Here is a 22,299-nt window from a genome sequence, read left to right on the forward strand (position 1 = left end):
GGGAGGTCGTTTCTTCCGTTCGGAACGAGAGCGAGAGGTCGAGAGATGGAAGTTCGAGAGGTCGTCAGGCCGCTTGCGCGGCCGGGTGGTTGTCCACGCCGAGCTGATCGAGCAGACGGGACCGCAGTTCGGCGAACCGGGGGTCACCCGGATCGCGGGGGCGCGGCAGTGCGACGGGGTTGTCGTGGGCGATCACGCCGTTCTCCATCACCAGGGCGCGGTCGGCGAGCAGCAGGGCCTCGTCCACGTCATGGGTGACGAGCAGCACCGCGCACCCGCGCCGTTGCCACAGTTCGGCGACCAGCCGCTGGGCGGTGATCCGGGTCAGCGCGTCCAAAGCGCCGAACGGCTCGTCGAGCAGCAGCAGATCCGGCTCCCGCACCAGGGCGCGGGCCAGCGAGGCGCGCTGGGCCTCGCCGCCCGAGAGCGTCTTGGGCCAGGCGCCGGACCGGTGGCCGAGCCCGACCTCCTCCAGCGCCTGCTCCGCGACCGCGCGGTCGGGGTGGCCGGGCAGCCCGAGCAGCACGTTGCGCCACACCCGCTTCCACGGCATCAGGCGCGGCGACTGGAAGGCGACCGCACGCCGGCGCGGCACCAGCACCGAACCCTCGACCTCGCGGTCAAGACCGGCCAGCACCCGCAGCAGCGTGCTCTTGCCGCAGCCGCTGCGCCCGAGCAGGGCGGTGAACTCGCCCGGCCGGATGTCGAGATCGAGCCGGTCGATCACGGCGCGCCCGTCGAAGGCGCGGGTCAGCCCCTCGACCCGGACCGCCGTTCCGGCCCCCGTTCCTGTTCCTGTTCCTGTTCCTGTCCCCGTTCCCGTTCCCGGACGGTCCGGCTTCCGGTCGGTCTTCTGGCCTGCGGGCCGGGTCACTTGCCGGTGAAGGTCGGTCGCCATTGCAGCAGCAGCCTTTCGAGAGTGCGGACGACGATGTCGGCGGTCAGGCCGAGGAAGGCGTAGACGACGAGGCAGACGACGATCACGTCGGTCCTGAAGAACTCGCGGGCCTGGTTCATGACGAAGCCGATGCCGTCGTCGGCGTTGATCTGCTCGCTGAACACCAGCGCCAGCCACGCGGTCGCCAGCGAGTAGCGCAGCCCGGTCATCGCGCCGGGCAGCGCGCCCGGCAGGACGACATGGCGCACCAGGCCCCAGCGGGACAGGCCGAGCGAGGTGCCGGCCTCGATGAGCTGCTCGTCCACGCCGCGGATGCCCGCGTAGACGTTCAGATAGAGGTGGAAGGCGACGCCCAGCGAGATCAGCGCGATCTTGGGCGCCTCGCCGATGCCGAGCCAGATGATGAACAGCGGGATCAGACCGACCCAGGGCACGGTCCGCAGCATCTGCACGCTCGCGTCGACCAGGTCCTCGCCGAGCCGGGAGAGCCCGGAGACCAGAGCGAGCGCGGTGCCCGCCAGAACGCCGAACACGAGGCCGAGGGCGACGCGTTGGAGCGAGACCAGCATCGCCGACGGCAGCGTCCCGTCCGCGATCAGCTCCTTCCCGGCCCGCGCGATGGTGCCGGGGGAGGCGAGGATGTCGGGCTCCAGGACCCCGGTGCTGCTCAGCACCTGCCACAGGGCCAGCAGGAGCAGGGGTCCCGCGGTGCGGCGCAGCCAGCGGGGTACGTGGCGGCGCCGGGAGGCCGCCGAGATGATCGGTTCCAGCTCAAGGGCGTCGCGCTGGTCGGGAATTACGGATATGTCCGGCGGTGGTTTGCTGATGGTCACGGCGACTCCACGGCGGGGCGGCAGACGGAGACACGCCTCGGCGCGCAGGCTCCCGACGGGTCGGATCAGTACGAATCCGTACGAATCCGTACGGATTCGTGCGGGATCAGCCCGGGAGCGCGCTAAAGAGCGAGGCGAGAAGAAGGACGAACGAGTGAGAAGGCGTCAGCAGCCGCGACGACACGCGGCGGAGGCCACCCGCAGCAGGTCGATGTGACCGCGCGTGGTGAGCAGAACAGGACGCAACATGCGGGAGAACCTAGCGAGCCGTCCCGTACCCGGTCAACGTCGTCTCGCCACCCGGACGGGAATCTCAAACGCGGATCCGGCGGCTTTGGGCGACCATGGAGACATGGCCGACGCGTTCACCACCCGCACCCTCGACATCCCGACCGGCTCCGCCGAGACCGTCCACGATCTCACCGCAGCCTGCACCGAGTTCCTCGACCAGGCCGCACACGGCCGCGACGGGCTGCTCAACGTCTTCGTCCCGCACGCCACCGCGGGCATCGCCGTCATGGAGACCGGAGCCGGCAGCGACGACGACCTGCTGTCCGCACTCCACGACCTGCTCCCCGCCGACGACCGCTGGCGCCACCGCCACGGCAGCCCCGGCCACGGCCGCGACCACGTCCTCCCGGCCCTGGTCCCGCCACACGCCACCCTGCCGGTGATCGCCGGCCGCCTGGAACTGGGAACCTGGCAGTCCGTCGTCCTGGTGGACACCAACCGCGACAACCCGCGGCGCCAGGTGCGGCTGTCGTTCCTTGGATGACACAAGGATCCGTCGGGTGAGCTGAGCTTCCGACCTTGTCGTCCCGAATCACGGGCACGCCAGTCACTCAGGTCGTCTACGGCTCCGCGCTCCTCGGCGGTGGTCGTTGACCGCCGCCGCTCCTCCGTCCGTTCGGTGAACTGCTGGGTGGTCTCGCGCATACATCAGCGTGCTGATGGTCTCGTACCTGCGGATCGAACCATCCGGCGCCTCCATGTCCCGGGCCTCGGGCTGCCGTGGTGGTTGGCTACGAAGGGCCGCCCACCACGGCACTCTTGGCCGGTATCTCCCCCGGCACACCACCGCGCTTCGTCACCGGGTTCGCCCGCCAAGGCCCTGTCCTATCGATCTCGCCGGGAGCGCGACGTCGGACAAGATCGACCGGACTGGGCATTGGCGAGCCGGTGGTCAGGCGTAAATGCTGCGACTCATCGTTTCGCTGCGAAGGCCGGCCGATTTCCGCAGGTCGCTGGTGAAGACAACCCGGGAGAGCCAACGCGACCTGCCCGCGGGAAGCGGCTCGTATGCGTCTCGTGCGTGCACGCACCGGAAGTTGTCGACGTAGACGAACTCGCCGGCCTGCAGCACGAGGGTGGCCTTGTTCTCTTCGAGGTACTCCTTGAGCCGCTGCAGTGCGCCGCGTTCGACACCGGAGTAGTCCGCGAGGTCGAGGGCGGCGAAGTTGACGCGCACGTAGGGACGTTCGCGGCGGCCGAAGAGGATTGGCTGCCAGTTCTCCTCGACGGTGCCCGATGTTTCGTGGATCGGGTTGTGCCCAATGTTGAACCGGGGCGCGAAGAGGGCGTCCCGCTCCTCGGGCTTCAGGTTGTCGATCCCGTCGACGCAGGAGACCGTGGTCCCGGCCTGCTCGTCGTTGCGCATGCAGACAAGTCCGAGGAAATCGGGACGCGCCGGGTGGAAGGCATCCTCGACGTGGAACCCGAAGTCGAACCTCGAGCCTGAGCTGGAGTTCGAGATCTCGGCGAGATGCGGCATCGGAGCGATGGTGTTGTAAATGCTCCCGGCCCGCTGGGAGGTGAATCCGATCGGCTCGCCCAGCAGCGCGCCGTAGAGGCCGTGCAGCACCTGGGCGTCGTTGATGGCGAAGCCGGGCTCGGTTTCCACATAGCTGGTGGGCGTGGCTCCAGCCCCGTCCCGGAGTACGGGGCTGCCCGCCACGTGAAGCACGCCTCCCTCCTCGCGACGCTTGAAGCGGTAGAAGGTTTCCCGGACGCGCCGGGGCAGTTCATGGGACAGGACGTGGGACCGCTCCAGGAAGTAGTACTGGTCGGTCATCCGGGGATCTTCCGAGATCTCGTCCAGGAGTTTCCGTGTCTCGACCGCTTCGTCAGCGGTCAGCTCAAGTCGCAGGACGCTCGTTGCCATTTCATACCTCTCATCAGAGACGATTCAGCTCAATATGACCGGCCGCGGGCACATAAGTGCGTACGCAGCCGATTTCAGAAAGAGAACGGGAAATTCGTTCGACCGCAGGGAAGGCGCAGACGGAGATCAAATCTCCGGTGAACAATCGGACCGCACCTGGTTCTTTGATTACATCGCGGAGCGCAGCTGGATTCATGGAATTTCAGGGTGCTGGGCGCTCGGCAGGGGTGTACCGGAACAGACCTCCTGGCTTGAGTACGTCGTACAGATCGAGCAGCGGACCCGGCGAGTCGGCTGCCGCGACCACTCGAGCGACGGTTCCACCGGGAGTTCCCTGGTGCCACGCGGGGCGTTCGCCGATCGCATAGGGCACTTCTGCGTCCACGATCTCGGGGATGGCAAGTAGTTCGTCGACGGTCGGACCATCGGACAACACCGCGTCGAAGGCCGGCGCCTGCATGGTGTAGTAACCGGTACTGAGCACGGGGGGCGTGAATTCCGGCAGCGGACGCCCCGTGGCGATCGCCGCGCGTGCCAGCACCGAGTCGTACCCGCAGCTGTAGTGCAGCATTTCCGTCACACCGCCGCCGATTCGGCTGTTCACCTCGATCACCCGAGGGCCGCCCGCGGTGAACATGATTTCGGTGTGCACGCCGGAGTTGACGATTCCTATCGCCTCGATCGCCGTGGACGCGCAGTCCAGGAGCGCGGCGATGTGTTCCTCGGCCAGCACGGACGGAAGTATTCCGCCGTTCTCACGGAAGTTCGGCGACAGTGGCAGTTTGTCCGTGACCGCGAGGTGCTGGATTTCGCCTCTCTGCACGACTGACTCGACGCTCGCGTAGGCACCGTACCGCGGGTCGGGGTAGGGGCTGGAACTGATCATGAACTCTTCCAGGATGAAATCCTGGGCCGCACTGCCTCGAGGATCCGTGGCGTAGTTGGCACAGGCTTCCGCCCACAACTCGGCGAGGTCGGTCGCCTCGTCCAGCCGGTACGTCGCCATACTGCCCGCGCCTGCCACGGGCTTGAGAATGGCCGAGGTGCCGACGTGGGCGGTGGCGTGGCGGAATTCGGCCAGGCTACGGACCGAGGCGAAGCGGGGCGTCGGGATGTTCGCCTTGGCAAGGAGCCGACGCTGTTCGTGCTTGTTCCGCAGAGCTTCGATGGACCACGGAGCGTTGGCTGGTAGGCCAAGATGGGAGGCCGCCGCGTGGACGGGCATCATGGTCATCTCACCGAAGCCCAGGATGCCCTCGGGGCGCCAGTTCCGGGCAAAGGCAGTGAGTTCCTCGGTCGCGGTTTCCTGGCCGCGCATGGTCGTATGGCCGCACCATTCCTCGAACTGCGCTGCCCTGGCCTGATCTTTGACTGCGTCTCCGCTGGGGATCCACATGATGTGCAGGTCGTAGATTTCACAGAGCCGCGGAAGGTAGAACTTGGGTCGAGGCCCCGTGGTCACATCGAAGAGAAGCAGTCGCGGATGTGGTGAATATGTGGACGCCATGGCCATACTCGCTCCCGGGTAGGTCAGAGCCCCATCGCGAGCCCCATGGGCATGAGTTCGCGGGAGCCAGTCCGAAGAAGACATAAGAGGGGGTGTAATGAACTGTCGAAGGCTGCCGGGCCGGCCCAGCCAATCGAGGCTTTTTGTGCAGGGCGAATGAATCGAACCGTTTCGACTGTCCGGCCCTCCGTCGGCAAGTCAATGCTGATGACTGGCGATGACGCGCTGGTCCGGTGGCGGCCGCCCGCCTTCCACCCCGGGGCTTACGGGCGACAGCCGGGAACCGGGTGGCGTGAGGTGACGAGAAGCCTGGTCCGTGCCGTCGAGGAACGGCCGCGCGGTAGCCACGCCGGACGTCACCAGGAGCTCGCGGGAGACTGGCGCCCCATCGGCCAAGGCGGCCCCCAACGGATAGGTCCGGGCGGCGGCCGGCAGAACTCCCTCGCGGCCACTGAGCAGCACCTTCACCTCACTACGGCAGTTGGAGGAGCTGTTCAGGGCCGCCAGCCGTCGCAGCGTCTGTCTCGCCACGGCTTCCGCGGTGTCGTACAGCGTCGTGTGGGTGGGCAGACGCGCGCGAATCCGGTCGGCCACTAGGGGGTAGTGGGTGCAGCCCAGGACGACGGAGGTGCAGTAACCGGGCGTCCGGGCCACGGCATAGGCGATCGCGGCGTCGATCGCAGCCGTCCCGCCCCGGTCGATGGCCTCGGCCAGAGCTGGGCATGCCACGCGCGCGACGGTCTGGTCGGGAGCGAACTCACTGATCAACCGCTCCTGGTACGGACTCGCCGTGGTGGCCTCGGTCGCCCAGACCGCGAACGGCGCGCCGGTGACCGCCGCCGGCTTCACCGCAGGAACAGTGCCGATGACCGGGACAGCGGGCTCGAATTCGGCGCGCAGTACTTCCAGCGCGGTGACGCTGGCGGTGTTGCACGACAGTACGAGCGCCTGGGCGCCCAACCTGACGGCGTGCTCGGCAGCCCGGAGGACCCGGTTCGCGATGAACGCCGCTGAGCGCGGGCCCCAGGGCGCGCCGTCGGGGTCAAGGAGCAGAATGACCTCGCGCTCGGGGTCCATGTGCCTGATCCAACCCGCGGTGGGCAGCAGGCCGAGCCCGGAATCGATCAACCCGATGGTCATCGTAGGTCCTTGCTCTCCCTTCTCGATTGCTACGGACGGTGGGTCGGGCTACAGACCGGGGAGCCCCACGGGTGATTCGATCTCGATCTCCAAGGCGTCGACGCATGCGTCCAGGCGCCCGCGAAGCGCCTCCGGCGATGAGTCGAGCGCCACCACGTGCCCCAGACGCAGCATGAATGCTCGGGGCGGCAGGGCCACTTCCTGTCCGACCGTCACGTGCCAGCCGAGTTCGCACCAGAGCCGCTCGGCGTCCGCGGCGTGACCCAGAGCACGGACCGTGCCGTCATGCCGCGGGTAGACCATGCGGATGCCGGCCACGCGGTCGTGTGTCGGGGTGACCTCGACGGGCTCGCCGGTCAGCGAGGCGACGGTGAGGGCCACCAGGTTGACGCCGGTCGCCAGACTGGTCACGAACGGGATCTTGTCCCCGGCCAGGCGCGCGGCGACCTCGATCATTCGTGGCCCCGATGAGGTGAGCCTGAGCTCGGAGTGCGTCGCTCCGAAGGTGATCCCCAGTGCCCGGTGCGCCTCGACGACCACTCGCTCAACAGCGCTGTAGTCCGGATGCGCCGAGGGCCTGCGGCACGTGTGGCCGAGTTCCTCGAAGTATGGGGCGAACCCCACCTCCTTCTCGGTCAGACCGCAGATCTGGACGCGACCGTCCTGCGACACCGCCTCCACACTGATCTCCGGGCCGTCGAGGTACTCCTCGACGAGCACACCGGGAAGGGCAGTGACCCGGGCGTCCCGCGCGCTCGCCGCCAACTCGAACCGGGACCGCAACTGCTGCTCGTCCTCGACCCGGACCACGCCGCGACTGCCGCCCAGATTCCGCGGCTTGACGACGACGGGATAGCCGATGAGCGCGGCGGCCTCCACCGCCTCTTCGGCGGTCAGGGCGAGGATGCTCCGGGCCGACGGCACGCCGACGGCCCGGAACGCTTCGCGCATCAGACGCTTGTCCCGGCACATGGCCGCGGTCTGCGGCGACAGACCAGGCAGACCGAGATCCGCGGCCACCTCCGACGCCACCTCGACTCGTGTCTCGTCGTAGGTGAGTACGCCGTCGAACGGATCTGCGGCGTGCAACTCCTTCGCCAGGGCTCGTACCTGCTCGCGGTTCCCCAGGTCCACCTCGTGCACCGAGTCCACCAGAGGTACGGCCCAGTTCCGCTGCGGGGGGGATTCGATGAGATCGACCCGGACTCCCGCGTCGGACATGGACTCCAGGATGTACCTGCGGTACATCTCGTTGCCCGCGCTGAGAACCAACAGATGCTTCACGGCTTCTCTCCAGGTATGACATACAGGTATGGCGGGCAATACGGACTCGACACTCCACCGCCGGCTCGCGAACGGCACGGGCAGGCCGGTTGCCGGCCCGATTTCTCCAGGCTGACCCGGTGATCAAGTCGGTGCGCATGGCTTTTGACTGTCCATCAGGCCTCTGCCGCACGCTGGATCCAGATCAGGAGTCGTCGGTAGTGCGGCGGCGTTCGTCATCTTGCCTCCGCCCTCTCCCTCACATGTCGGTCGACGGGAGCCCCCGAATCCTGCCGATCGGCGCGGGCGTGTCCGCGCAGGCCGGCGAACCACACGACCACCGCCGTGGTGACCGCGAGCAGGCCGGATCCGATGAAAACCGGTCGCGGGTCGCCGTGGTGAAGGCCGGTGAGAAGTCCCGCGAGCATGGCGCCCACGGGGCTCGCCGCCAGCGCCGTCATGCGGGCGGTGGCGGTGACCCGCCCGAGCAACTCGCGCGGCACCGTCTGCTGTCGGATGGTCCGGATGACGACGACCGCGAGGACCGCACAGGCGCACACGACGAGGTTGAGCGCGGCCAGAGGAACGACTGAGGCGGTCAGACCGATGGCGCCGAGGGCCATCCCGAGGCTGACGGTACTCAGGAAGACGAGCCAGAGTTGCCGTGCGGGTGTGGCCAGCCGGGATGCCAGGACGGCACCCGCTATCCCGCCCACACCGCCGCAGCCGACCACGACGCCTACCTCCGGGGCGCCGAGTCCGAGGATGTTGCACGCGTAGAAGGGGATGAGCGTCTCCACCGCGATGAACAGGTTGGCGGATGCCTGACTGCACGTTAAGAGAAGGATCAGCCGCGAGTTCCGCAGGTACCGCAGGCCTTCGGCCACATCCCGCCGCAGGCTCTTGAGAGCACTGCCGAGCGTTCGCGGCCGCGCGGCTCCCCGCAGCGCACTCCGGCCGCTGACCGCGTAGATCGTCACCAGCGACAGCAGATACGTGGCGGCGTTGCCGAACAGTGCGGTGTGCAGACCGACGGCAGCGGTCAGCACACCGAAGAGGCCCGGTCCCACCGCGAGTGAAGCCTGGTTGGTTGCCTCAAGCCAGGAGTTGGCCCGCACCAACCGTTCGCCCTGAGCGAGGTCGCGCACCGCGACGGTGAGCGCGGTGTCGAAGAAGACGCCGGCCCCCGAAGCCAGGAACGCCAGCACCAGCACCACCCACACCTGCAGATCTCCCGCGCGGGCGAGCAGCGCCAGGGTCAGGAAGACCGAGAACCGGATCGCGTCCATCATGATCATGATGACGCGCGGGTTGAAGCGATCGACGATCGCTCCGGCGATGAGACCGACCATCAGGTAGCCGATCGTGCGGGGCGCGGCCGCGAGCGCCGCGGCGAAGGCACTACGGGTGAGTCCCAGTACGACAAGAGGAAAGGCGAGGAAGGCCAGCCCATCGCCAAGGAGGGAGAAGACCTGCCCGCCGAAGAAGACAACGAATCGGGACTTCGAAGGGGAATCGGTTTCTTCGTCCGTCCGGCCGCTCGGAGCAGCCATGCCCCATACCTCCTGGTCGGTGTTGAGTGATAGGACAACTGACGCGGGACGGCCTGGCCGCTCACCACAGGGACGGATCGGCGCGACGACGTACCTGGTCCGCACCGACCTGGACTTCCCCTTCCGTCGGAGAAGCTGACCCGGGCATACAGCTGTCCCAGGTCATTGGGCGGACAGCCGATGCACGCAGCGTGGAATGCGGTGTGGGCCAGGCCGTCAAGAACCGACCACCACGGCTAGGGGCTCCCGGGTGGGATCACCTGCAGCCGTCGTTGAACCTCCGGGTACCGATGTACAACTGGCCGGCGTCGTTCATGTCGACGGTCGAGCCCGTTGCCCGGACGGAGCCGACGGTGTTGCTGGCCCAGACGGCACGGCCGCTGCTGGTGTAGACGACGAAGTTTCCGTCGTTCTGGTAGGACGCGTAGGCGCCACCCGAGTTCTCGGTGTGGGTCGCCCAGCAGGCACCGAAGTGGCCGCCGTACTCGACGAGGTTGCCGTCGCTCTGCATGACCAGCCAGACGTGGCCGGTGCTGGTGTACCGCTCGATGGATTCCCCCGCGTTGAGGGTCTGGCCCCGATCGAGGTGGTCCGAGCCGGCTGCCGTGGCCGTGCCGGTGAGACCGATCATCGAGATGGCGGCGACTGCGCCGACAGTGAATGTCTTCGTGAGTGTCTGACGTATGTTCATGTCTGGTGTCCTTTCAGTTGGATTGTCCGTGCGTTATGACCATTGGCAGGATGGGCTTCTGGCTCCGGTGGCCTGGGACGTGTAGCAGATTTCCATCGAGAACGCCGGAACCATGGCCGTGCGCGAATCCTGGCCCAGGTATTGCCACATCAGATTCCAGGCCGTGGTCGCGGTGTTGGTTCCGTCGCCGGTCGCGTGGTGGTCCCAGACGCCGATGTACGGGATGCCGCAGCCGCTGACGTAGGGGCAGCCGCTGGCGTGTGCTGTCGCGCCGTAGCGGGATATCAGCGCCCACTGCTTCGGCTGGTCGCTGTTGTAGATCTCCGGCTCCGCGCTCGCCCGGCCGACACCCTGGCTGATCCAGTAGATGTCCTCCATGCTCCAGCCGTTGTTGCAGGCATGGTTCACCCTGGTGTCGGTCGACATCGAGACCGGACATCCGTCGGCGGATCCGAAGTTCGTCAGCAGGCGGTACGTGCTGTCGTGGAAGGCCTGGACCCAGGCCCGGGTGGCGGCGATAGAACCGCTGAACCCTGGTTCCATGTCATTGGCGCCGTCGACCTGCGCCGTGCTGCCGATATCTCCGGACCGCGCCCGGAGCCAGTTGTCCACGTCGTTGACCACTCCGGCCCAGGCCCGGCCGGTGGCCGCGGTCACCGTGATGTCGTTGTTGGTGCCGATCCCGATGTTCACGAACGGGTAGTGGGTCCCGTGGTCCGGGAACACCGGCCGCACGCACCGGTGGTAGCCGGTCGCGTACGCCTCGACGTAGCTCTCGATGGCGCTGTTGCTGACGATGGTGCTCAGACCGGGAAGCTGCGTGCCGGAGCCATTGGAGGTCTGACCGCCGAACGCGAAGATGACGTAGCTGCTTTTGACGTAGTTGACGCTGTTGGCGACGTCAAGGTTGGCCTGGGTGCAGCCGAAGCCGTCCGCCATGGCGTTGTCCATGCTCTGGACGTAGAAGCTCCGGTCGGTGGCAGGTTTCGGGGGAGTGGTCGTCGTGGTGTCTCCGACGGGGATCGTCCCGCCGGGGGGTGTGGATCCGCCGGAGCACGCCGGGATGCTGTCGTAGGGGTCCTGGCGGGTCGAGACGTCGACCGCGGGCATATAGCCCCAGGCCCGGCGCGATCCCTGCCCCCCGACGACCCGGTCGCCCTGGGTGTAGTACCAGACGTCGTTGCCGCCGGCGTGCTGCGCGCCGTGGGCGTAGCAGACGAACCAACTGGTCGTGGAGTCCATGTAGCCGACCGTCGTGCTCGCATCGGGCCCGGCGTACAGGGCGGCGCCGGCGCGGCTGTGCGAGTACCAGTCCGCGGGCCAGTACTGTCCCGCGTAGTCGGTCTGCGACTCGTTGGACTGCCACATGTCAGGAGCGCACGCGGGCACCCCGGGAGATGGGTCCGTACTGGTCCACAGGTTGACCGCCGGCATGAAGCCCCAGGCCTGGCGGCCCTGCCACCCGGACGCGCTCCGGTCGCCCTGGGTATAGTACCAGACGTCGTTGCCGCCGGCGTGCTGCTGCCCGTGCCGGTAGCACGAGAACCAGCTGTTGGTGCTGTCCATCCAGCCGACGAGTGTGCTGTTGTTGGCGCCGGCGTACAGAGGTGCGCCGCTGTCGTTCCCGCAGTACGACACACTGCTCCACGACTGCCCGGTGTTGGGGTCGGTATGGCTCTCCGAGCGCTGCGAACACGATGCCGCCGAGGCCGGCGCCGCGCCGGCGAGCAGACCCGCTGTCAGCATCACCAGGGCCAGCAGAAGCCGCAAGAAGCGTTTCATGGCATCCCTTCGTGAAATTGCGCACCACAGGGTGACGGGTGCGATGGGGTGGGCGGTTCAAGAGGTCGCCGGCCGCCGCTCAGCAGTCCGGCACGCCGGGTACCCGCTGCCAGTTGCCGCCCTGGACGAGGTAGGTCGCCGGCAGATAACCCCAGTAGCCGGGGCCGTCGTCGACGCTTTCGTCGGCGAGGGTGAACAGCCACCAGTCGTTCCGGTTCGCCGATCCGTCGGCGTTGTAGGTGACCGGGTTCTGATGCCCGATGTCCTGGCGCTGGCAGGTGTACCAATTGCTACCGGCATACATCCAGCTGTGCTGCGTGATGAGGGTCCGGCCGTAGACCGGGGCTTTCTGCCAGCTGTCGCAGTAGTAGACGGTGTCGACCACGTATCCCGACGGATACGTCTTCGGCTCGTAGCGGGCGGTGCAACTGCCCGACGTTGCACCGGCCGGGGCGGCTGTCCCGACACACGCCGCCACGAGGGCCAGCATGGTGGCGCCGCATGCGGCAAGACGCGTCAGTTTCATGGGCGTTCCTCTCCTGGAGACCGATGTGAGGGGAAGCGGCTCAGTGACGCCCGACACGCCGAACGGAAGGTCGCGTGCTGGGCGCACCGGCGCTGCTTCCGGTGGTGCACCGTCAGGCGGCGTAGCCCTTACCGCCGATGAGGGTCTCCAGGTCGTAGGTCGACATGGTCCACTGCCGGGGTACGTTGCCCCAGCTGGACCCACCGGCGCCTTCCGCGGCCGGGTCGTAGACGTAGACCGTGTCTCCGTTGTTGGCGTACCCGACGACCGTCACGTAGTGGAAGATCGTCCGGTTCTGGTTGGGATAGTTCGGCGGCGCCCCGGTGTAGCCGGCCGGGATCCACAGGTTCACCACCATGGGGTAGCCCCGGTCGATGTCGAACATCACGTCGTACTTGAAGAGGTTCCGCTGTGCCTGCGTCGGGTTCCAGTCGATGGTCTTGAACTCGTACCACCGGGTGTTTCCGGAATTGTTGAGTTCGGTTGCCACCTCCTGGGCGCTGTCCGTGCCGTCGCCGTCGGTCCCCATGTGATTGGCGTACGTCGTCTGGCTGTGCGGCGTGTAGCCGAGCCGGGACTGCAACGCCATCTGGACCGAGGCGGGGGCGCAGAAGTTGCCGTTCTCCTGCGGGTACCAGGAACGACCGATGAAGACGGTGCCGGGAAGGCCTCCGCCTGGTGGGTCGGCCAGGGCGGGTGAGGCCGGTGCGAGGACGGCGGCCAGCGCGCTGAACAGCACCAGGCCCATCATGGTGGCGCGACCTCGTGCGCGGCCTTGCTTGTTGCGTCGAAGCATGTTCACTCCCGTGTGACGTGTGACGTGTGACGTGTGACGTGTGGCGGACCGGGCTGGGCCTTCGTGCTTCGCCCTTGTCGTATGTGCCACAACCTCGCTCGCCTGGGGTTTGTGCGACAGGTGCGGGGGCGTCGGACAAACAACGCCGGACAAAGCAGGCGCGTTCTGGCGGGGGAAGGCCGTCATGATCCGGGGGCTCTAGCATGTCCAGGGGGTTCGTTGGGGCTCGTTGAAGTGGTCGTGTCGCGGTGCGCGTTCACGGCCGTTGGGGGGTTGTGGTGGGTCGTCTGGAGAAACCGGTGGATCCGGAGGCCGGCGAGGTTCAAGCGCTGGCCTGGCAGCTGCGGCAGCTGCGGCAGGGGGCCGGGAACCCGGGATATCGCCTGTTGGCCAAGCGGGTCCACTTCTCGGCGAGCACGCTGGCGGATGCCGCCAGGGGCGAGCGGCTCGCTTCGCTGGAGGTGGTGTTGGCCTACGCCGAAGCGTGCGGTGGTGACCGTGACGAGTGGCGGGCGCGATGGTCGGCGGCTGCGAAGGCTCGTGCGGCGGCCGGTACCAAGGAGTCCGGACACGACGACGAGGCGGGCGCGGGTGAGCGGGAGGCCTGCCCCTATCAGGGGCTGACGGCATTTCAGGCAGAGGAGGCGGCACGGTTCTTCGGCCGCTCGCAGCTGGTCGAGCGTTTGGTGGGCCGGGTCGAGCAGTTGTCGTTCGTCGCGCTGTTCGGGGCGTCCGGCAGCGGGAAGTCCTCGCTGTTGCGGGCCGGGCTGCTCGGTTCGATCGCCGCGCATCCGGAGGCGGCAGGGCGCTGGCGGATCCTGCTGATGACGCCGACCGCCCATCCGATCGAGGAATTGTCCGACCAGCTCGCGAAGTTGTCCGGCGCCGATGTGCACCGGATGTACGAGGATCTGTCGCAGGATCCGGCCGCTTTGGACCTCGCGATCCGCGGCGCCATGGCCACCGATCCGGAGGAGTGCCGGGCGCTGCTGGTGGTCGACCAGTTCGAAGAGGTGTTCACGCTGTGCACCGGCGAGGGCGAACGCGCACGGTTCATCGAGGCGCTGCTGGACGCGGCCCACGGCCCCGGACGCCGCACCACGGTGGTGCTCGGCGTGCGCGCGGACTTCCTGGCGCACCTCACCCAGCATCCCGGCCTGGCCGAGGCACTGGGAGACCAGGCGCAGCTGCTGGTCGGCCCGGTATCGGCCACCGACCTGCGGGAGATCATCGTCGGGCCTGCCGCTCATGCCGGGCTACGGGTCGAACCGGAACTGCTGGCGACGGTGCTCGCCGACGCCGCCGGGGAGCCGGGCGCGTTGCCGCTCGTCTCGCATGCCCTGCTGGAGACGTGGCGGCGGCGATCAGTGAACTCCCTCACCCTGGCGGGGTATCACGCCAGCGGTGGTGTGCGCGGAGCGATCGCCCAGACCGCCGAGCGGGTTCACGACGGGCTCAGCCCGGAGCAGCAGCAGATCGCCCGCAAGATCTTCCTGCGGCTCACCGCGCTGGGGGACGGCACCGAGGACACCCGGCGGCCCATCGTCCGCACCGAACTCGACGGCGTCGCGGATGCGCCGGTGGTCGCCGAGGTACTGGACCGGCTGGCCGGGGCCCGGCTGGTCGTGCTGGGGGACGGCACGGTGGAGGTGGCCCACGAGGCGCTGATCCGGGCCTGGCCCCGGCTGCACCGCTGGCTCACCGACGACCGGGCGAGCCTGCTCGTCCACCGCGGGCTCACCGAGGCCGCCCACGGCTGGCAGTCGTCGGACCGTGATGCCGGGGCGTTGTACCGCGGCGGCCGACTGGCGGCCGCCCGCGCCTGGGTCCAGGAGCATCCCGGGAACCTGAACGAGTTGGAGGACGCCTTCCTCGCGGCGGGCAACGCCGCGGAACACGCGGAACACGCCAGCGCCCGGCGCCGCACCCGCCTGCTCAAGCGTCTCGTCATGGGCATGGCCCTGCTCATGACCCTGGCCATGGTCAGCGGTTTCGTCGCCATGAGCCAGCGCACGGACGCCCGCCGTCAGCAGCAGGTCACGTTCGCCGATCAGCTCTCGCTGCGGGCCAGGAATCTGCTCGCCACCGATCCGGCGCTGGCCGGCCGGCTGGCGGTGGAGGCATACCGCTTGCACCCGGACACCGAAACCGGCGGCGGCCTGCTCAGCGCCGCCGCGGCACCCAGACCGGTCGTCCTCAACGCCGGTGGTCCGGCCGTCTACGCGCTGGCGTTCAGCCCGGATCACTCGGTGCTGGCCTCCGCGGCCGTCGACGGGACGGTCGGCCTGTGGGACCCGGTGCGGGGCGCCCTGATCGCCACGCTCGACGGGCACGCCGGACGCGTGATGGCCGTGGCCTTCAGCGGGGACGGGAACCGGCTCGCCTCCCTGGCGATCGCCGGGACGTCCGGATCCGTCACCGTCTGGGACACCCACACCCACCGCCAGGTGCGCCGGCTGGCCATCGACCACCCCGCCGCGGCCATGGCCTTCAGCTCCGACGGCGCGACGATCGCCGCCGGCACCGACACCGGCGGCATCGCCCTGTACGACCTCACTCACCCATCCGGTGCGCCGTCCGCAACACTGCGGAGCCACCAGCACACCGTGCTGTCCCTGGCGTTCAGTTCCGACCGTCAGTACCTCGTATCGGCGGCCGCGCAGGAAAGTCCCATCGTCTGGAACACGGCCACCGCAGCGGGCACCACCCTGCGCGGCGCCGATCATGTCGACTCGGTGGCGTTCGAGCCCTCAGGGCACCGCTTGGCGGCCGGGGCGGACGATCGAGGGGTGTATCTCTGGCTCGATGGCGACCTTTCGGCTCCGGCCACCTCCCTTGCCCTGCACGGTTCGTTCGGATGGGTGATCTCCGCTCCCGTCAACGACAAGATCGCGGTGGCGGACGAGAGCGGCACCGTCACCCTGCGGGACCTGCGGGGTGTCGAGCCCCCGCAGGCCTTCCGGGACCGGGGCCGAGTCGAGACGATGGCGGTGGCCCTGAGCCGCGACGGGTCGATCCTCGCCTCCGCCGGCTGGGACGGCGGCATCGTGCTGCACGACCTCCGCAACAAGCCGTTCGGCGGGTTCGACGCACAGGTCAACGATGTCGAGGTCAGCCCGGACGGACGCACGATCGCCTCGGCGGGCAGCGACGGATCCGTGCGACTGTGGGACAGCGCCGGGAAACCGGTCGGCGTGTTGGGAGATCAGCCCAACGGCGTGCAGGCGGTCGCCTTCAGCCCGGACGGTCACCTGCTCGCCGCGGTGTCCCGCAATCGCACCCTGACGATCTGGGACACCACCACCCGCCAGCCCGTCGGCCGGCCCGTCCAGATCCCCGCGGTCGGCGCCTCGACCGATGTGGCCTTCGGCCCTGGCGGCCGCTACCTCGCCGCGGCCACGCTCGGTCCCTATCTGTGGGACATGAGTCACCCGGCGTTGCCGCTTCCGGTGCCGCCCAAGAGCGCGCGCCTGGCCACGGCATTGGCGTTCAGCCCCGATGGGCGTCGCCTGCTGACCACCAGCGTCGGGGGATTCGTCAACGTCATCGACCTCGCGACCGGCGTCCAGGCAGACCGGTTCGACACCCGCCAAGGCGTGGTGCAGGACCTGGCGGTCAGCCCGGACGGCACGACCCTCGCCACCGCCGGCGACAGCCGTACGATCAAACTGTGGGACGCCGTGACCCACCGTCAGATCGCGGTGCTGAGCGGGCACAGCGCACCCATCCAGGTCCTCGCCTTCAGCCGGGACGGCCGCACCCTGGCCTCGGCCGGCGATGACCACACGGTAGTGACATGGGAGGTTGCCACCGGCCGCCGCATCGTCACCCTCACCGGCCACACCGGCACGGTCCGCGGCCTGGCCTTCACCGCCGACGGCGCCCTCGTCTCCGGCGGCCAGGACGGCAGGATCATCCGGTGGACCCTTGATCCCGGCGCGGCCATGACCCGCGTCTGCACCGTGGTCGAACGCGGCCTGAACCAGGATGAATGGGCGGCATACCTTCCGTCCCTTCCGTACCGGCCAACCTGCGACCGCCTCAGCGGCGTCACATCGCGCTGACCCCGCCCATCGGCCGCAGTTGGCGCAGGCCGAGGATCACTCCGATGCCGGGGAGTAGCGACAAGGCCGTGATGCGCGGGGTTCGGCGCGCACGCCCGGTTCAGGGCCGAGTACGGCGGCTGCTCGGAGCTCCCGCACTCGGATGACTTGGTGGTTGTCCGAAGGGAGGTTGGCGGACACCAACCGCGACAATCCGCGGCGCCAGGTGCGGCTGTCGTTCCTGGGCTGAGCGGGAGCGCTCACGTTGCGCGCATCTGCGGGCCGGCGGCGGCCCGGCGGCTCCACCTGCTGACACAAGCCCTGTCTATGGGATCCCATAAGGCTGCCTTATGAGGTCATAGGTCTGACCCGGCTACTAACTTAGGTTTGCCTTAGTTTAGGCTTCCCGGCGAGTCCGCCTGTTACCGCTCGAAGGGAACCTGATCATGCTTCGCCCTGTGCGGGTAGCAATTGTCGGAGCCGGCCCCGCCGGGATCTATGCCGCCGACGCGCTGCTGAAATCCCCGGCGGCCGTCGAGCCCGGTGTGTCCATCGACCTCTTCGAGCGGATGCCGGCCCCGTTCGGCCTGATCCGCTACGGCGTCGCCCCCGACCACCCGCGGATCAAGGGCATCGTCACGGCCCTGCACCAGGTGCTCGACAAGCCGCAGGTGCGGCTCTTCGGCAACGTGGACTACCCGGGTGACATCAGCCTGGACGATCTGCGCACCTTCTACGACGCGGTGATCTTCTCCACCGGGGCGACGGCCGACCGGGCGCTCGACATAGCCGGCAGCGACCTCGACGGTTCGTACGGCGCGGCGGACTTCGTCTCCTGGTACGACGGGCACCCGGACGTGCCGCGGACCTGGCCGCTCACGGCGGAGAAGGTCGCGGTCCTCGGGGTCGGCAACGTCGCGCTCGACGTGGCGCGCATCCTGGCCAAGACGGCGGACGAACTGCTGCCGACCGAGATCCCGCCGAACGTCCATGAGGGTCTCCGGGCCAACAAGGCCCTGGAGGTCCATGTCTTCGGCCGCCGGGGCCCGGCGCAGGCGAAGTTCAGTCCGATGGAGCTGCGGGAGCTGGACCACTCCCCGAACATCGAGGTCATCGTCGACCCCGAGGACATCGACTACGACGACGGCTCGATCGCGACCCGGCGTGGCAACAAGCAGGCCGACATGGTCGCCAAGACCCTGGAGAACTGGGCCATCCGCGACGTCGGTGACCGCCCGCACAAGCTGTTCCTGCACTTCTTCGAGTCGCCCGCCGAGATCCTCGGCGAGGACGGCCAGGTCGTCGGGCTGCGCACCGAGCGCACCGCCCTGGACGGCACCGGCAACGTCAAGGGCACCGGCACCTTCAAGGACTGGGACGTCAGCGCGGTCTACCGCGCGGTGGGGTACCTGTCCGACGAGCTGCCCAAGCTGCCCTGGGACGTCGCGTCGGGCACGGTCCCCGACCAGGGCGGCCGGGTGATCGAGGAGACCGGCGAGCACCTGCGGTCGACCTACGTCACCGGCTGGATCCGGCGCGGCCCCGTGGGGCTGATCGGCCACACCAAGGGCGACGCCAACGAGACGGTCGCCAGCCTGCTGGACGACTTCGCGAACGGCCGGCTGCACACCCCCGCCTCGCCCGCCCCGGAGGACGTGGAGGCGTTCCTCGGCGAGCGGAGCGTGCGCTTCACCACGTGGGAGGGCTGGCACCGGCTGGACGCCGCGGAGCGGGCGCTGGGCGAGCCGCAGGGCCGCGAACGCGTGAAGATCGTCGAGCGTGAGGACATGCTGGACGCGAGCGGCGCGTAGTCCGGCCGTCTCCCGCCGTCCGGCTCGTCCGGCGCAGCCCCGCGGCTCGGGGTGACGGGAATCGTCATAACCCTGTCCTTGCCGCCACATCCGGGGCGGTGACGATGAACCGGTGACCGACCACCGCATCGTCTTCGTCGCCCCGGACTTCCAGATCCTCGGTCTGACCGGGCCGCACGAGGTGTTCTCGCAGGCCGGACGGCACAGCCAGGCCGGGCCCGGCTACCGGATCGACGCCGTCGCGGCCGCCCCGGGCCGGTCGGGTCCAGCGGCGGGCTCGCCGTCACCCCGACGCTGACGTTCGACGAGTGCGAGGGGCCGATCGGCACCCTGGTCGCCGTCGGCGGCCCCGGTTTCCGGCGGGCGGCCCGGGACGCGGAGTTCGCCGGGTGGTTCGCCGCGGCCGCCCGGCGTTCCGACCGGGTCGCCTCCGTCTGCAGCGGTGCCTTCCTGCTCGCCGCGGCCGGGCTGCTGGACGGCCGGCGCGCCGTCACGCGGAACAGCCGCGCCGAACTGGCCGAGCGGTATCCGGAGGTGACCGTCGACCCCGACCCGATCTTCGTCAGGGACGGCGACGTCTGGACCTCGGCTCGCTGGCCGCGCGGGAGGATCCGGAGGCCACCGCCATCGGATGCCCGGCCGCGTGCAGCAGCTCCACGAACTCGCGCATCCGCGGGAAGACCGCGGTCGCGGTGGCCGCCAGGCGCAGATAGAGCCGGTTCTTGCCGTCCAGCAGCTCCTCCACCGGCGCCGACAGACCGTACTCGGCGCTCAGCGCCTCCAGCGTCTCCTTCGTGCCGATGCCGATGTAGCGCGCGTGCTGCTCCCAGCCGAAGTCCGTGACCCCGTGCGCGGCCAGCAGCCGGCGGCCCGCCTCCGTAGTTGGGCTCGCTGTCCACCAGCGTGCCGTCCAGGTCGAAGATCACCGCGGGGAGGGTCATGGTCCCCAGCATGCCGACCGGGCGATCACGGTGCCCGGTCCGCTCCGCTCCGCCCCGGCCCCTCGGCGCTCCGCCCCACCGCCTCGACCAGCGGCAGCACCCGGTGCGGCACGCGCTCGCGCAGCGCCACCTCGGTCCGGGTGCGGACCACGCCCGGGGTGCTGATCAGCCGCTGGACGACGTCCTCGAGATGCGCGTTGTCGCGGGCGACGACGCGGGTCAGCAGATCGCCGCCGCCGGTGACCGAGACCGCCTCGATGATCTCGGGCACCGCGGCCAGCGCGTCACCGACATCGTCCAGGTGCCCCTGGGTCACCTCGATGTGCACGAAGGCGAGCACCGGGTGGCCGAGCGCGGCGGGCGACAGCCGCGGGCCGAAGCCGGTGATCACGCCGTCGCGCTCCAGCCGGTCGATCCGGGCCTGGAGCGTGCCGCGGGCCACGCCCAGGACGCGGGCGTACTCACGCACGCTGGTGCGCGGCTGTTCCAGCATCAGCCGCAGGATGCGGGCGTCCAGCGCGTCGACGGCCATGGGCCACTGGTCTCCTTCTGGTCGATCATTGGGACTCATCACTGTACCAATGGCTCACCTTCGGCTGGCTCGTTTGAGCCATTGCCCCTGGTGATGCTTTCCTTGGCGTGACGATGGCGTTGCGGTCCTCCGCAACGCCTTTGCCATGTCCGCAGATCGAACGATGCCGAACAAGCTGAACAAGGGGCGGGGACCACCGACGTGAAGAGGATGTTCATCGCTCCGGATCCGGGACTCGCGCGGCTGCGCACCGCGTCCCGCGCGGTCCTGGGCATCGCGCTGGCGGTCACCTCCGCCCTGCTGGCGGGGCTGCCGATGCCCGCCGTGGCGGGCGGCGGGCTCGCCGCGCTGCTGGCGCTCTTCGTCGTCGGGGACGCCCGGGTCGGCCAGCAGGCGGTCACCACCGCCCTGATGCCCGTCGTCGGGCTCCCGGTCCTCGCGGTCGCCGCGTGCCTGCACACGGTCCCGTACGCCCGTGACGCGGTCTTCCTGGCCGTGGTCTTCGCCGGCGTCTACGCCCGCCGCTGGGGGCCGCGCGGCCACGCGCTCGGCGTGTTCGCGTTCATGATGTTCTTCATCTCCCAGTTCCTGCACGCCGTCCCGGCCGCGCTCCCCGAACTGTGCGGCGCCGTCGGCCTGGGCCTCGGCTCCGCCGCGCTCGTCCGCTTCGGCCTCTGGTGCTACGAGCGCCGGGCCACCCCGCCGCCCGTCGTCGCGCTGCCGCAGGCGCGCGGACTGCGCAGGATCACCACCCGCCAGGCCTTCCAGGCCGCCGCCGCGTCCGGCTGCGCCCTCGCGCTCGGCCAGGCGCTCTCCGAGGACCGCTGGTACTGGGCGGTCGGCACCGCGTGGTGGATCTTCGTCAACACCGCCCACCGCGGCGAGACGCTGGTCCGCGGCTTCCGCCGGGTGCTGGGCACCGTGACGGGCATCGCCGCCGGTCTCGCGCTGGCCCTGCCGCTGCACGGCGCGGGGGCGCCGACCGCCCTGCTGGTCGGGATCTGCGTCTTCGGGATCTTCTACACCGCGCCCGTGTCGTACAGCTGGATGATGTTCTTCGTGACCGTCATGGCGGGCTCGCTCTACGGGCTGCTGGGCATCCTCCACCCGGGTCTGCTGTGGCTGCGGCTGGAGGAGACCGCCGTCGGGGCGCTCGGCGCGGCACTGGCCGTGGTCGTGGTCCTGCCGATCAGCACGCACTCCGCCACCGACGCCTGGATCCAGCGCGCGCTGCACGGCGTGCGCGACTTCACCACCCAAGCCGCGCACCACCTGGCCGGCGGCCCCGGCGAGGACCTCGCGCAGCGCGCGAAGGAGCTCGACCTCGTACTCGGCAGGGTCAGGACCACCGTCGCCCCGCTCGTCCACCCGTTCAGCCCGCTGCGGGCCCGCCGGGCGCGGGCGCGCCAGGTGCTCGCCCTGCTCGACGAGTGCGCGGACCGGGTACGCGGCCTCGCCGCCGTTGTGGCCGACCCGGACGCGGGGCACGACGAGCGGCTGCTCGCGGCCTGCCGCCGCGTCGAGGAGGCCGTGCACCGGCTCGTGGCGCCCGGTGCGCCGCACGTCCCGGCGCAGCTCACCGTGGTCGCGGAGGCCGCCGAACACCCGCACGCGGAGCACGCGCTGGCGCACCTGCACGCACTGGAGGGGGCGCTCACCGAACTGGTCGCACCCCTGCGCGCGACTCCGCGCGCCCCTTTGGCCGCCTGAGCTGCGACGTGGACACGCGGACCATGTCTGAGGCATGTGCATCGGCCACGAACAGGATGGATCAGCCGCTCCACGGGTAGGACCTTGCGCATCGGAATTCCGCGGGCCGCAG

General features: G+C 69.4%; 18 protein-coding genes and 2 pseudogenes. 6 read left to right on the plus strand and 14 right to left on the minus strand.

Features of this window, described 5'->3' with window-relative positions; genetic code table 11:
• Nucleotides 1-64 precede the first annotated feature (64 nt).
• From G3I60_RS17960 to G3I60_RS47070, 3 genes are all read right to left on the minus strand, one after another.
• Nucleotides 65-898, minus strand: coding sequence for an ABC transporter ATP-binding protein (locus G3I60_RS17960; protein ID WP_164607472.1), 834 nt, complete (start codon nucleotides 896-898; stop codon nucleotides 65-67).
• A complete protein-coding gene (locus tag G3I60_RS17965) occupies nucleotides 871-1,725 on the minus strand; it encodes an ABC transporter permease (RefSeq protein WP_343241955.1) in 855 nt (284 codons plus the stop codon). Before G3I60_RS17965 ends, G3I60_RS17960 begins: the two co-directional genes overlap by 28 nt.
• A 171-nt stretch (nucleotides 1,726-1,896) precedes the next feature.
• Nucleotides 1,897-1,980, minus strand: a complete 84-nt coding sequence (locus G3I60_RS47070; protein WP_361793467.1) for a putative leader peptide — start codon at nucleotides 1,978-1,980, stop codon at nucleotides 1,897-1,899.
• Nucleotides 1,981-2,083: 103 nt separating this feature from the next.
• Between G3I60_RS47070 and G3I60_RS17970 the strand changes: the two genes are divergently transcribed.
• Nucleotides 2,084-2,506, plus strand: coding sequence for a secondary thiamine-phosphate synthase enzyme YjbQ (locus G3I60_RS17970; protein ID WP_164607474.1), 423 nt, complete (start codon nucleotides 2,084-2,086; stop codon nucleotides 2,504-2,506).
• Nucleotides 2,507-2,914: 408 nt separating this feature from the next.
• Here the strand turns inward: G3I60_RS17970 and G3I60_RS17975 are convergent, their stop codons facing one another.
• The 9 genes from G3I60_RS17975 to G3I60_RS18015 form a co-directional block, all read right to left on the minus strand.
• A complete protein-coding gene (locus tag G3I60_RS17975) occupies nucleotides 2,915-3,892 on the minus strand; it encodes a TauD/TfdA family dioxygenase (protein WP_164607476.1) in 978 nt (325 codons plus the stop codon).
• 202 nt (nucleotides 3,893-4,094) lie between these two features.
• On the minus strand, nucleotides 4,095-5,405 hold the full coding sequence (locus G3I60_RS17980) for an acetyl-CoA carboxylase biotin carboxylase subunit family protein (protein ID WP_164607478.1): 1,311 nt from the start codon (nucleotides 5,403-5,405) through the stop codon (nucleotides 4,095-4,097).
• Between the two features lie 192 nt (nucleotides 5,406-5,597).
• The gene (locus G3I60_RS17985) at nucleotides 5,598-6,539 is read right to left on the minus strand and encodes an aspartate/glutamate racemase family protein (RefSeq protein ID WP_164607480.1); all 942 of its coding nucleotides are present in this window, start codon (nucleotides 6,537-6,539) and stop codon (nucleotides 5,598-5,600) included.
• 48 nt (nucleotides 6,540-6,587) lie between these two features.
• Entirely contained in the window at nucleotides 6,588-7,823 is a 1,236-nt protein-coding gene (locus G3I60_RS17990; RefSeq protein WP_138353916.1) for an ATP-grasp domain-containing protein, read from the minus strand.
• 215 nt (nucleotides 7,824-8,038) lie between these two features.
• Nucleotides 8,039-9,355, minus strand: coding sequence for an MFS transporter (locus tag G3I60_RS17995; RefSeq protein WP_164294268.1), 1,317 nt, complete (start codon nucleotides 9,353-9,355; stop codon nucleotides 8,039-8,041).
• A 256-nt stretch (nucleotides 9,356-9,611) separates the two neighbouring features.
• On the minus strand, nucleotides 9,612-10,046 hold the full coding sequence (locus G3I60_RS18000; protein WP_138353914.1) for a hypothetical protein: 435 nt from the start codon (nucleotides 10,044-10,046) through the stop codon (nucleotides 9,612-9,614).
• A gap of 33 nt (nucleotides 10,047-10,079) precedes the next feature.
• Complete coding sequence (locus G3I60_RS18005) at nucleotides 10,080-11,828, minus strand: hypothetical protein (protein WP_164607482.1); 1,749 nt, start codon at nucleotides 11,826-11,828, stop codon at nucleotides 10,080-10,082.
• A 79-nt stretch (nucleotides 11,829-11,907) separates the two neighbouring features.
• Nucleotides 11,908-12,354, minus strand: coding sequence for a hypothetical protein (locus tag G3I60_RS18010; protein WP_164607484.1), 447 nt, complete (start codon nucleotides 12,352-12,354; stop codon nucleotides 11,908-11,910).
• Nucleotides 12,355-12,466: 112 nt separating this feature from the next.
• Entirely contained in the window at nucleotides 12,467-13,150 is a 684-nt protein-coding gene (locus G3I60_RS18015; protein ID WP_164294265.1) for a C39 family peptidase, read from the minus strand.
• Nucleotides 13,151-13,449: 299 nt separating this feature from the next.
• Here G3I60_RS18015 and G3I60_RS46810 point away from each other — a divergent pair, with 299 nt between their 5' ends.
• The 4 genes and pseudogenes from G3I60_RS46810 to G3I60_RS45500 all read left to right on the plus strand — a co-directional run.
• Nucleotides 13,450-17,214 (plus strand): helix-turn-helix domain-containing protein, encoded by a 3,765-nt coding sequence (locus G3I60_RS46810; RefSeq protein WP_164294264.1) that lies wholly within the window; start codon nucleotides 13,450-13,452, stop codon nucleotides 17,212-17,214.
• Between the two features lie 425 nt (nucleotides 17,215-17,639).
• Entirely contained in the window at nucleotides 17,640-19,004 is a 1,365-nt protein-coding gene (locus tag G3I60_RS18025) for an FAD-dependent oxidoreductase (RefSeq protein WP_138353905.1), read from the plus strand.
• 112 nt (nucleotides 19,005-19,116) lie between these two features.
• Nucleotides 19,117-19,302 (plus strand): hypothetical protein, encoded by a 186-nt coding sequence (locus tag G3I60_RS45495; RefSeq protein WP_164294263.1) that lies wholly within the window; start codon nucleotides 19,117-19,119, stop codon nucleotides 19,300-19,302.
• Nucleotides 19,299-19,544, plus strand: a pseudogene (locus tag G3I60_RS45500) (DJ-1/PfpI family protein); the annotation flags it as partial. The gene G3I60_RS45495 and the pseudogene G3I60_RS45500, both read left to right, overlap by 4 nt.
• Before the next feature lie 55 nt (nucleotides 19,545-19,599).
• Here G3I60_RS45500 and G3I60_RS45505 read toward each other — a convergent pair.
• Nucleotides 19,600-19,945 (minus strand): annotated as a pseudogene (locus G3I60_RS45505) (HAD family hydrolase); the annotation flags it as partial.
• Between the two features lie 25 nt (nucleotides 19,946-19,970).
• Nucleotides 19,971-20,477 (minus strand): Lrp/AsnC family transcriptional regulator, encoded by a 507-nt coding sequence (locus G3I60_RS18040; protein ID WP_138353904.1) that lies wholly within the window; start codon nucleotides 20,475-20,477, stop codon nucleotides 19,971-19,973.
• A 210-nt stretch (nucleotides 20,478-20,687) separates the two neighbouring features.
• Here G3I60_RS18040 and G3I60_RS18045 point away from each other — a divergent pair, with 210 nt between their 5' ends.
• Complete coding sequence (locus G3I60_RS18045) at nucleotides 20,688-22,187, plus strand: FUSC family protein (protein ID WP_138353930.1); 1,500 nt, start codon at nucleotides 20,688-20,690, stop codon at nucleotides 22,185-22,187.
• The last annotated feature ends 112 nt before the right edge of the window (nucleotides 22,188-22,299 follow it).

The organism is Streptomyces sp. SID13666 (assembly GCF_010548325.1).
Taxonomy (GTDB): domain Bacteria; phylum Actinomycetota; class Actinomycetes; order Streptomycetales; family Streptomycetaceae; genus Actinacidiphila; species Actinacidiphila fildesensis.